Origin of the sequence: Pseudomonas sp. HN11 (genome assembly GCF_021390155.1) — a bacterium.
Taxonomy (GTDB): Bacteria; Pseudomonadota; Gammaproteobacteria; order Pseudomonadales; family Pseudomonadaceae; genus Aquipseudomonas.
On sequence record NZ_CP089985.1, the window covers coordinates 45,430 to 57,225 of the forward strand.

The 11,796-nt window shown below is 57.1% G+C and carries 8 protein-coding genes and 1 pseudogene; 8 read left to right on the top strand and 1 reads right to left on the bottom strand.

The annotated features are described in order from the left end of the window. Positions 1 to 2: 2 nt before the first annotated feature. The 3 genes from prlC (at position 3) to LVW35_RS00240 (ending at position 5,084) form a co-directional block, all read left to right on the top strand. Positions 3 to 2,054 (top strand): oligopeptidase A, encoded by a 2,052-nt coding sequence (gene prlC, locus LVW35_RS00230; protein ID WP_233893118.1) that lies wholly within the window; start codon positions 3 to 5, stop codon positions 2,052 to 2,054. Beyond that, positions 2,051 to 2,326, top strand: a complete 276-nt coding sequence (locus tag LVW35_RS00235; protein ID WP_233893120.1) for a YheV family putative zinc ribbon protein — start codon at positions 2,051 to 2,053, stop codon at positions 2,324 to 2,326. Before prlC ends, LVW35_RS00235 begins: the two co-directional genes overlap by 4 nt. A 436-nt stretch (positions 2,327 to 2,762) precedes the next feature. Further along, positions 2,763 to 5,084: a hypothetical protein gene (locus tag LVW35_RS00240; protein ID WP_233893121.1), complete on the top strand. Its 2,322-nt coding sequence runs from the start codon at positions 2,763 to 2,765 to the stop codon at positions 5,082 to 5,084. A 71-nt stretch (positions 5,085 to 5,155) separates the two neighbouring features. Here the strand turns inward: LVW35_RS00240 and LVW35_RS00245 are convergent. Further along, a pseudogene (locus LVW35_RS00245) lies at positions 5,156 to 5,568 on the bottom strand (hypothetical protein). A gap of 265 nt (positions 5,569 to 5,833) precedes the next feature. Between LVW35_RS00245 and LVW35_RS00250 the strand changes: the two are divergent. From LVW35_RS00250 to LVW35_RS00270, 5 genes are all read left to right on the top strand, one after another. Then, positions 5,834 to 6,586 (top strand): gluconate 2-dehydrogenase subunit 3 family protein, encoded by a 753-nt coding sequence (locus tag LVW35_RS00250; protein WP_233893122.1) that lies wholly within the window; start codon positions 5,834 to 5,836, stop codon positions 6,584 to 6,586. Positions 6,587 to 6,588: 2 nt separating this feature from the next. Continuing rightward, entirely contained in the window at positions 6,589 to 8,373 is a 1,785-nt protein-coding gene (locus LVW35_RS00255; protein WP_233893123.1) for a GMC family oxidoreductase, read from the top strand. 12 nt (positions 8,374 to 8,385) lie between these two features. Further along, positions 8,386 to 9,684, top strand: coding sequence for a cytochrome c (locus LVW35_RS00260; RefSeq protein ID WP_233893124.1), 1,299 nt, complete (start codon positions 8,386 to 8,388; stop codon positions 9,682 to 9,684). A gap of 81 nt (positions 9,685 to 9,765) precedes the next feature. Continuing rightward, positions 9,766 to 10,824 carry a PA0069 family radical SAM protein gene (locus LVW35_RS00265; protein WP_233893125.1) on the top strand — a complete coding sequence of 353 codons (1,059 nt, stop codon included), beginning with the start codon at positions 9,766 to 9,768 and terminating at the stop codon, positions 10,822 to 10,824. Positions 10,825 to 11,051: 227 nt separating this feature from the next. Further along, entirely contained in the window at positions 11,052 to 11,783 is a 732-nt protein-coding gene (locus tag LVW35_RS00270) for a carbonic anhydrase (RefSeq protein ID WP_233893126.1), read from the top strand. Positions 11,784 to 11,796: the final 13 nt, after the last annotated feature.

Consider the following 11,796-nt stretch of genomic DNA (forward strand, 5'->3'; position numbering starts at 1 on the left):
CCGTGAGCGCGAACAACCCGCTTCTGCAGTCCTACGACCTGCCGCCGTTTTCGGCGATCCGTGCCGAGCACGTCCAGCCGGCCATCGAACAGATCCTCGCCGACAACCGTGTTGCCATCGAAGACATCCTGCAAAGCCAGGGTAAAAATCCGACGTGGGCCGGGCTGGTCCTGGCCATGGACGAACTGAATGACCGCCTGGGCGCCGCCTGGAGCCCGGTCAGCCACCTCAATGCCGTGTGCAACAGCCCCGAACTGCGCGAAGCCTATGAAAGCTGCCTGCCGGCGTTGAGCGCTTACTCCACCGAGATGGGCCAGAACCGCGAGCTGTTCCAAGCCTTCGAGGCCCTGGCTAACAGCCCGGAAGCCGCCGGTTTCGACGTGGCGCAAAAAACCATTCTGGAACACTCCCTGCGCGATTTTCGCCTGTCGGGCATCGACCTGCCGCCGGAGCAGCAAAAGCGCTACGCCGAAGTGCAGAGCAAACTGTCCGAGTTGGGCAGCAAATTCTCCAACCAGTTGCTGGACGCCACCCAGGCCTGGACCAAACACGTCACCGACGAAGCCACCCTCACCGGCCTGACCGATTCGGCCAAGGCGCAAATGGTGGCCGCCGCCCAGGCCAAAGGCCTCGACGGTTGGCTGATCACCCTGGAATTCCCGAGCTACTACGCGGTGATGACCTACGCCCAGGATCGCGCCCTGCGTGAAGAAGTCTACGCAGCCTACTGCACCCGTGCGTCGGACCAAGGCCCGAATGCCGGTCAGAACGATAACGGCCCGGTGATGGAACAGATCCTCGATCTGCGTCAGGAGTTGGCCAAGCTGCTGGGCTACACCTCCTTCTCCGAGCTGAGCCTGGCCACCAAAATGGCCGAGTCCAGCGACCAGGTGCTGAGCTTCCTGCGCGACCTGGCCAAGCGCAGCAAGCCGTTTGCCGCCCAGGACCTGCAACAGCTCAAGGCCTACGCCGCCGAACAGGGCTGCGCCGATCTGCAAAGCTGGGACAGCGGTTTCTACGGCGAAAAACTGCGTGAGCAGCGTTACAGCGTGTCCCAGGAAGCCCTGCGCGCCTATTTCCCGATCGACAAAGTGTTGAGCGGTTTGTTCGCCATCGTGCAACGTCTGTACGGCATTGAAATCGCCGAGCAAAAAGGCTTCGACACCTGGCACCCGGATGTCCGCCTGTTTGAAATCAAGGAAAATGGCCAGCACGTCGGCCGCTTCTTCTTCGACCTGTACGCCCGCGCCAACAAGCGTGGCGGCGCGTGGATGGACGGCGCACGTGACCGTCGCCGCAAGGTCGACGGTGTGCTGCAAAGCCCGGTGGCCAATCTGGTCTGCAACTTCACCCCGGCTGACAGCGGCAAGCCTGCCCTGCTGACCCATGATGAAGTCACCACGCTGTTTCACGAATTCGGCCATGGCCTGCACCATCTGTTGACCCGCGTTGAACACGCCGGTGTGTCCGGTATCAACGGCGTGGCCTGGGATGCGGTGGAGTTGCCGAGCCAGTTCATGGAGAACTGGTGCTGGGAGCCGGAAGGCCTGGCGCTGATCTCCGGTCACTACGAAACCGGCGAGGCACTGCCCCAGGACTTGTTGGAAAAAATGCTCGCAGCCAAAAACTTCCAGTCCGGCCTGATGATGGTGCGTCAGTTGGAGTTCTCGCTGTTCGACTTCGAACTGCATGCTACCCACGGTGATGGTCGCAGCGTGGCCCAGGTGCTGGAAGGCGTGCGCGATGAGGTGTCGGTGATGCGCCCGCCCGCCTACAACCGTTTCCCCAACAGCTTCGCGCACATCTTCGCCGGTGGTTACGCGGCGGGTTACTACAGCTATAAGTGGGCCGAAGTGCTGTCGGCGGATGCCTTCTCCAAGTTTGAAGAAGAGGGTGTGCTCAACGCTGAGACTGGCCGCGCCTTCCGCGAGGCGATCCTGGCGCGAGGCGGTTCCCAGGCGCCGATGGTGCTGTTCGTCGACTTCCGCGGACGTGAGCCGTCGATCGACGCACTCTTGCGCCACAGCGGCCTGAGCGAGGACGCGGCAGCATGAGTGAAGGGCCTGTGATTACCAAAAAACAATTTATCGCCGGGGCGGTCTGCCCGGCGTGCAGCGAGCCGGACAAGCTGAAGATGTGGACCGAGGACAACGTGCCGCACCGTGAGTGCGTGGCCTGCGGCTATACCGACACGCTGAATGATCAAGGGTTGTCGGTGCCCAGGGAATTGGGCACGCGGGTCAATACCACGGCGTTGAAAGCACCGGCGGACCCGAAGGTGCAGGCGGTGCAGTTTTTTCCTAATCCGAAGCTGAAAAAAGACTGACGGCCCCCCTGGGGTACCGCCTCAGGGGGACGATTTACCCGTTGTTTCATCTGCTTGTATGCGGTCTGATCAACCCCCCACCCTATCGGCTAAACCTCATGATGTCCGTCGGGATTTGATAGTCGTCATGCATTTCAGGGCTTCGCCTTGCTCGTGACGGACTTGGCCGCTGTGTTTGTGCTTTGTTCTATTGGACAAGCCATAGGCTTTAACATTATTAAGTAGCGCATAAGTATTACGCTGAAAGATAACCGTGATCAGCTTTAATACTGCCAGGCAAATTTATCTATAATTCCTGTAGGGTTGCTGAAATATAAAGCACTTATGAAATGCGTGTTTACAAAGACCTATGGAACGCCTCGCGTGGCGATAGTCACACAGTAAGCTCATATCTATTCCGTATGCTTACGGCTATTTGTCCTACAGGAGAATCATCTTGACCGTAGTAAGAGAATCCAAAAATTATGTACCTCTGCTGATGCCAGGACCGGATAGCAATACACCTAAGTCGGAGGGTGTTCCTGAGCAACGCTTTGTTCAACCGCTAACCCCAAAGTCCCGGATGACTGCAGAAGAAACGAAGGCGAAAGATACCTTTAGGAAACAAGTATTAATCCATCATGAACATGCGAATAGTGCTGGCCCGAGCCGAAGGAAACGCGACGCCAGCGTTTATCATCAAAAAACGCCTATCGGACAAGCGCTAGAAAAAGAAGCGACGGAAATAAAAAAAGCGCAGACCGAGTGGGAAAAAAAATATGGGAATATCCCCGGCGACCCTTCAATGACTACGGCGCAACATATTAGTGACTTTGATGCTGTGTTCGACAGGTATGAAGGTGACGCATTGCTCGCACACGAAACTTCAAAAACGATGAAGGCACAAACAGGGGACGATCTGAGGGGACCATCACCACAAGTTGTCGTACCCGGAAAGTCTACGATTTATCCGTTCAAGCTTCAGGTGTCTGCCGCGTTCACCAACCGAATACTGCGCGATTGGACGGTTGACAACAAGATAGATTCCGCCAGCCTTCGGTACGACACTTCAACGAACGTTTTTCATGCCAAGACACTTGATGGTAAAGACCTGAGTTACACGCCCAGTGAGTTTGCCTCAAACTTCCCAAGCTATAAAGAGGCACTTGATCCCATCGTTGAGATTGCAAAAGTCGTTGCTCCAAAGGGGGGTGTCCAGCTTCAGAAATATCCAGAGGGCAGCGCCAGCCTCGATCTGATTCTAAGCTTCTACGGCTTGGACCCCAGTGAAAAGTCACTTGATAAGTATCACGAAATCGCAAATAAATTGAAAGAAGAAGGCGAATTTCCAAGTGCCGCTCAACAGAAGTTGCCCGTTGTAGCAGACGTTGCAAAATACCGAGCAGCCATGGAGCAGAAAGAAAGGGCCTACGTCAGCACGTTGGCGCCTGAAGTCGAATCGCGTCCCGATTTTGACTTTGAGACTTTTGATGCAGAAAGTACCATTGCCAAAGCCACAGGAAACGTCATGGCAAAAATGGATCAGGCGGACTTATACGAATCCACTCCACTGATCGATATCCCTCAGCAATCCAAATTGTTTCCATGGCTGCAGCAGATAAACGCTGCGTTTGATAATAAGATCCTCACGGCGTGGGCTGAGAATTATGATGCGGATCTGAACACCTTGAACTATTCCTCATCTCTTAAGATGTTTAGCGTGAGAACCATTAACGGAGAAACGCTGACGTTCACGGCTGAAGAGTTCGATAAGCTTTACCCGAAATATAGCGGTGGGCTCGCGCCTATCACTGACGTCGCTAATGTGGTTGCGCCGGAGGGAGGGGTGAGGCTGAAAAAATATCCGGACAACAAAGCTGGTCTTGATCTGGTACAAAGCTTCTATGGTTTGGACCCCACAGAAAGAAACATCGCAAAGATCAATGAAATGGGACGGAAGTTAGCGACGGAACAGGAGTTTGATCGCCAACCGGAAATCAAGGAGCGTAGCCCGCAGGCACTTGCAGAACAACAGCAGGCGTTGCAGACAAAGGAAGCGAAATACGCTGAAAACCTCAATAAGCCGGTCGGCACTTATCCACCTACTCCCAAAGAAATGAGGGAGATGGCCGAAACCAAAGTCGCTATAGCGGCCGCCGATAAAATGGGGAGCCTGACGGAGGCTGATAAATCCGGGCAAGACATAAATATCGAGGTACCCCCAGAGACAAAGCTCCATCCATGGCTCCAGTCGATAAATTCAGCATTCAAAACCGGTACGCTGTTGGTGTGGGCCGAGGAGTACAAGATGGACCCCGCCAGTTTCAGGTACGACACAACGACGGGTAAGTTTCATGCCTCTACGCTGGATGGAGGATCGTTTGAATACACCCCCGAAGAATTTTCGGAAAAATTCCCGCGTTTCAATCAATCGCTCACGCCGATAGTCGAAGTGGCCAAAGTCGTTGCTCCCAAGGGAGGCGTGATACTTAAACAAAGCCCGGAAGGTATCGCTCCGCTTGACTTGGTACTCGGCTTTTACGGCGTTAATCTCAAGGAGCAGGCCCTTGAGAAAACCCATGAAATGGCAGAAGCCATAAAGCACGGCAAGGCATTCCCTGTACCGTCTGACCTTCCGGACCGTGGTAAGGAGGCCCTGAAGAAGCAATCTCAGATACAGGATCACGCAGAGGAATTTAGCAATTGGGGTAACAACACCCACATCGCCATTGAATCCGATGGTCGAGGCGGAGGCGTTAAGGTTCCCGGTAAGATTTAAGTTTTTACTGATCCGACGTTTTCAAAGACAGGAACGCCGATTGGTGATGTGTTTACCTGCAAACACACCTATCAATTCGGCGTTCTTTCTGGGAGTACAGGAATAATCTGTTTGCCGCTTGCGGCCGGCTTCAGCCAGTCGTTCATCGAGCACAGTGCAAATGCACTGGTGCTGCAATCGCCGTTTGCCAACGCTGGGCGTATTTTTTCGATATCCGCCTTCATCATGTAGCGAATGCTGTCCTTGAAGCCCTAAGTTGATCACCGTACCGATCTTGAGTTTTGCCAATTCGGGGAGCGCGCGGTTATCCGGCAAAGCGCTACGGTAGAGTGTTGGCGTCATCTGGTGCAGGTTGAACTGCTTGCCCACGGTCTGGGCCTACTCCGGCGAGAGGATGGAAGGTCTCATCGGCCTGGGCGTGAACGGCGGTGAACAGCGCCATAAGTGCCAGGCCCAGGGCAGCGAGCAATCGAGTGTTGAACATGGGCTTTGCGATCCAGAAGCGAAATGGCTGATGGCTCGCAGAATCGCCCAGCCGGGGTTCAATACGGCGTGAGGTGTTTGTCAAAGAAAAGTGAACACCTCGTCTGCCCTGGTGTTTTTGTCGCTGATTCGATTCGCCCTGATTCTTAGGCTGCTATCATTTATAACTATTGTTTGCCAGTGTGTTCCATTCCACTGGCTTGATACACATCACGTTGCTCCCAGAAGCGGCGGACAAACCCGTGACCATATGATGAGGTGCCACCATGTCTGATCAAGAACAAGACAACCCCCGGCGTGACTTTCTGCGCAAATCCTTGACCTTGATCCCGGTGGTCACGGTTGCCAGCACCAGCCTTGGCGGCTCGATGCTGATGGCGACGCCTGAGCCGGCACGGGCCGCTCCGGCCAAGCCTGCAGTGAGTGAAAAGGCCTATGAGCCTACTTATTTCACGGCCGAGGAATGGGCGTTTATCAACGCCGCCGTCGAGCGCCTGATCCCCGCCGATGAGCAAGGCCCGGGTGCCTTGGAAGCTGGCGCACCGGAATACATCGACCGCCAGATGAATACGCCATACGCCAGTGGTGCGCTGTGGTTCATGCAAGGTCCGTTCAATGCCGACGCACCGCCAGAGATGGGCTGGCAGAGCAAATTGGTACCCAAAGAGATCTATCGCCTGGGCATTGCCGCGACGGATGCATGGTCGAAAGCGTTCAATGGTAAAGCTTTTGCTGCGCAAGACAGCGCTACCCGAGACGATATGCTGCGCCGTCTTGAGGCTGGCGGCGGTGAAGTGGCTGCGCACTTTGATGACGTACCGCCGAAAATCTTCTTCAACCTGCTGCTGCAAAACACCAAGGAAGGGTTCTTTTGCGACCCGATCCACGGCGGTAACAAAGGCATGGTCGGCTGGACCATGATCGGCTTTCCCGGCGCCCGTGCCGACTTCATGGACTGGGTTGAACGCAACGAGCAATACCCCTTCCCGGCAGTTTCCATCCGCGGCGAGAGGGCATAAACGTGGCGACCATCATGAAGAAAGTAGACGCAGTGATCGTAGGCTTTGGCTGGACCGGCGCGATCATGGCCAAAGAGCTGACGGAAGCAGGCCTCAACGTGGTAGCGCTGGAGCGCGGTCCGATGCAGGACACTTACCCGGACGGCAACTATCCCCAGGTCATCGACGAGTTGACCTACAGCGTGCGTAAAAAACTCTTTCAGGACATCTCCAAGGAGACGGTGACCATTCGCCACAGCGTGAATGACGTTGCCCTGCCGAACCGTCAGTTGGGCGCGTTCTTGCCGGGCAACGGCGTGGGCGGCGCAGGGCTGCACTGGTCGGGCGTGCATTTTCGGGTTGATCCAATCGAGTTGCGCATGCGTAGCCACTATGAGGAACGCTACGGCAAACACTTCATTCCCAAAGACATGACCATCCAGGACTTCGGCGTGAGCTACGAAGAGTTGGAACCATTCTTTGATTACGCAGAAAAAGTCTTCGGCACCTCCGGCCAGGCCTGGACCGTCAAGGGTCAGCTGGTCGGCGAAGGCCGTGGCGGCAACCCCTATGCACCGGACCGCTCCAACCCGTTCCCGCTGGAGTCGCAGAAGAACACCGTCTCCGCACAACTGTTTCAGAAAGCAGCTATCGAGGTAGGTTACAAACCCTACAACCTGCCATCAGCCAATACTTCGGGGCCTTATACCAACCCTTATGGTGCGCAGATGGGCCCATGCAACTTCTGCGGTTTCTGCAGTGGTTACGTGTGCTACATGTATTCCAAAGCCTCGCCGAACGTGAATATCCTGCCGGCGTTGCGCCAGGTGCCGAACTTCGAGCTGCGGCCCAATTCCCACGTACTCAAGGTCAATCTCGACAGCACCAAAAGCAAGGCTACCGGTGTGACCTACATCGACGCCCAAGGTCGGGAATGCGAGCAACCGGCGGATTTGGTGATCCTCGGTGCGTTCCAGTTCCACAACGTGCGGTTAATGCTGTTGTCGGGCATCGGCAAGCCCTACGACCCGATTACCAACGAGGGCGTGGTGGGCAGGAACTTTGCCTACCAGAACATGGCCACCATCAAGGCGTTCTTCGACAAGGATACCCACACCAACAACTTCATCGGCGCGGGCGGCAACGGCGTTGCCATCGATGACTTCAACGCTGACAACTTCGATCACGGGCCCCATGGCTTTGTGGGCGGTTCGCCGATGTGGGTCAACCAGGCCGGCAGCCGACCGATTGCCGGTACGTCCAACCCGCCGGGCACCCCGGCCTGGGGCAGCGCGTGGAAGCGCGCCACCGCCGACTACTACACCCACCAAGTGTCGATGGATGCCCACGGAGCCCATCAATCCTACCGGGGGAACTACCTGGATCTGGACCCGGTGTACCGCGATGCCTACGGCCAGCCGTTGCTGCGGATGACGTTCGACTGGCAGGAAAACGACATCAAGATGAACCGCTTCATGGTCGAGAAAATGGGCAAGGTTGCCGAGGCGATGAACCCCAAGGCGATTGCCGTACTCGGCAAAAAGGTCGGTGAGCACTTCAATACGGCGTCCTACCAGACCACCCACCTCAACGGTGGCGCGATCATGGGCACCGATCCGAAAACCAGTGCGTTGAACCGTTATCTGCAGTGCTGGGATGTACACAACGTGTTTGTCCCCGGCGCCTCCGCTTTCCCACAAGGCTTGGGCTACAACCCTACAGGCCTGGTGGCGGCGTTGACCTACTGGTCGGCGCGGGCAATCCGCGAGCAGTACCTGAAAAACCCCGGCCCACTGGTTCAGGCATAAGGAGCGATGACCATGAAAGCACTTGTTTTCGCGACCTTCGCACTGTTCAGCAGTTGCTCTATCAGCGCCGCTGAAACTGACCTGATCAAGCAAGGTGAATACCTGGCCCGCGCGGGTGACTGCGTAGCCTGTCATACCGCCAAGGGTGGCAAACCCTTTGCCGGCGGCCTGCCGATGGAAACCCCCATCGGCGTGATCTATTCCACCAACATCACCCCCGACAAGACCGGACTGGGCGACTACAGCTTCGATGACTTCGACAAGGCCGTGCGCCATGGCGTCGCCAAGAACGGTAGTACGCTTTACCCGGCGATGCCCTATCCGTCTTATGCGCGTGTCAGCGACAGCGATATGCAGGCGTTGTATGCGTACTTCATGAAGGGGGTCGAGCCCGTCGCCCAGGAGAACAAGGACAGCGACATACCGTGGCCCCTGAGTATGCGCTGGCCGTTGGCGGCATGGCGCTGGATGTTTGCACCTTCAGTCGAGGAGCATCAGGTGCAAACCGCCGCCGATCCGATGACCAGCCGGGGTGCCTACCTGGTGGAAGGCCTTGGCCATTGTGGCGCGTGCCACACGCCGAGGGCGTTGACCATGCAGGAAAAAGCCCTGAGTGCTGCGGACGGCAACGCCTTCTTGTCGGGCAGCGCGCCGTTGGAAGGTTGGATCGCCAAGAGCCTGCGCGGTGACCACAAGGACGGTCTCGGTAGCTGGAGCGAGGAGCAGCTGGTGCAATTCCTCAAGACTGGCCGCAGCGATCGAAGTGCGGTGTTTGGTGGCATGAGCGACGTTGTCGTCCACAGCATGCAGTACATGTCGGAAGATGACCTGACGGCTATCGCCCGTTACCTCAAAAGCCTGCCAGCGGTGGATCCCAAGGACCGATCGCACGCGTACGACAAGCAAGTGGCCGAGGCATTATGGAAGGGTGATGACAGCCAGCGCGGCGCCTCGGTGTACATCGACAACTGCGCGGCCTGCCATCGTACCGACGGCCATGGCTACACGCGGGTGTTCCCGGCGCTGGCGGGCAACCCGGTATTGCAGACGGCGGATGCCACGTCGTTGATCAACATTGTGTTGAACGGTGGCACCTTGCCAGCAACCCACGCGGCGCCGTCGACCTTCACCATGCCGGCATTCGCCTGGCGTCTATCGGACCAGGAAGTGGCAGATGTGGTCAGCTTTATCCGTGGCAGCTGGGGCAATCAGGGTGCGCCAGTAAAGGCCAGTCAAGTGACGGACCTGCGCAAGAACGATATGCGTACCACCTCTGGCGATGACCTGGGGCAAGTGACACAAAAACACTAAGCCTTGCCTGACCGCCAAACGGCACTGGTCAGAACCTTTACACCTCGATACTGTATATAAAAACAGTGTCGAGGCACTTTTATGTCTACTCCGCTGCCGCCCCGTGGCCGGGGCACGGCCACCAATCTGCATAATCGCTTTGCGCCTACGGTGAGCGTAGCCGAGGACGATGGCTGGTTTCAGGAAGTGCCACCGACCCAGGGCACCGAAGTGCGTATCGAGACGGCCAAGAGCATCATCACCCGTAACAATTCGCCGGACTTGCCGTTCGATCGCTCCATCAACCCCTACCGCGGCTGCGAGCATGGCTGCATCTACTGCTATGCGCGGCCCAGCCATGCTTATTGGGACATGTCGCCGGGGTTGGATTTCGAAACCAGGCTGATCGCCAAGACCAACGCAGCAGATGTGCTGGAGCAGCAGCTGTCGAAGCCGGGTTATGTGTGCGCGCCGATCAACCTGGGCTCCAATACCGACCCCTACCAGCCGATCGAGCGCGAGTACAGGATTACCCGACAAACCCTCGAAGTGCTGCTGCGCTATCGACACCCGGTGACCATCATCACCAAGGGCTCGCTGATTCTGCGCGACCTGGACCTGCTCACCGAGCTGGCGCGCCAGCGATTGGTGGCGGTGATGATCAGCCTCACCAGCCTGGACGATGAACTCAAGCGCATCCTGGAGCCACGCACGGCGGCGCCCAAGGCGCGGTTGCGGGCGATTCGGGTTATGCGTGAGGTGGGAATTCCGGTGGGCGTGTTGTGTTCGCCAATGATCCCGATGATCAACGACAGTGAATTGGAGAGTTTGCTGACCGAAGCCCATGCCGCCGGCGCGCAAAGTGCGGCGTACATGATGCTGCGCCTGCCGCTGGAGGTGGCGCCGCTGTTTGAGGAGTGGCTGGCGGCGCATTACCCGCAGCGCGCGGCCCATGTGATGAGCCTGGTGCGCCAGGTGCGTGGTGGAGAGGTGTATGACAGCCGCTTCGGCGTGCGCATGCGCGGTGAAGGGCCGTTTGCCGATTTGCTGGCTCAACGCTTCAGCAAGGCGGTCAAGCGTCTGGGGCTCGATCGACGGGAAGGTTTCAATCTGGATTGCACCGCATTTTGCCCACCGGGCAGACAGATTGCTTTGTTGTAGACTGAAGAGGTGAAATGCGAAATTTTTGTAGGAATGGTCGCGTTTTGACATCAATGAAACCCTCGATCTAGAGCGGTTCATTCAGGTTGAGTTAAGTTTCGATGGTTACCTTGTTCAGCGAATGACTGATGATTCGGCGGCCCGGTTTTATGGCTTTTGCAACTGTTCTTCTAGCCCGGCGTCGAATTGACCTGAAAACTCCCCTGCATTAATCAAGAGGATGAATCATGAGTGACAAGGATAAACAGCCTTTGGCTGCGTCGGCTTCAGCCCCTCAGGTGGCGGAAACCGCCGATGCAGCGATCAAGCATATCGTTGACGGCTTTTTGCATTTCCATCACGACGTCTTTCCCCAGCAGGAAGAACTCTTCAAGAAGCTCGCCACCGCCCAGAGCCCACGGGCGATGTTCATTACCTGCGCCGACTCGCGCATCGTGCCTGAGCTGATCACCCAGAGCTCGCCGGGCGACCTGTTCGTGACGCGTAACGTCGGTAACGTCGTACCGCCTTATGGGCAGATGAACGGCGGTGTTTCCACGGCCATCGAGTACGCCGTACTTGCACTGGGCGTGCAGCACATCATTGTCTGCGGGCACTCCGATTGCGGCGCCATGCGTGCGGTCCTCAACCCCGCCAGCCTGGAGAAAATGCCAACCGTAAGGGCCTGGCTGCGACACGCCGAGGTTGCCAAGTCCATGGTCGAGGACAACTGCGACTGTGCCAATGAAGGTGAGAGCATGAAGGTGCTGACCGAAGAAAACGTCATCGCCCAACTGCAGCATTTGCGTACCCACCCTTCCGTGGCTTCGCGCATGGCCAATGGTCAGTTGTATATCCACGGTTGGATCTACAACATCGAGACCAGCGAAATCCGCGCCTACGATGCCGACCAGTCGGCGTTCCGACCGTTGGGCGGCGACGGGCCGATCCCTTGCGCGACGCCTAAAGCGCGCTTCTAAAACACTTCCCTGC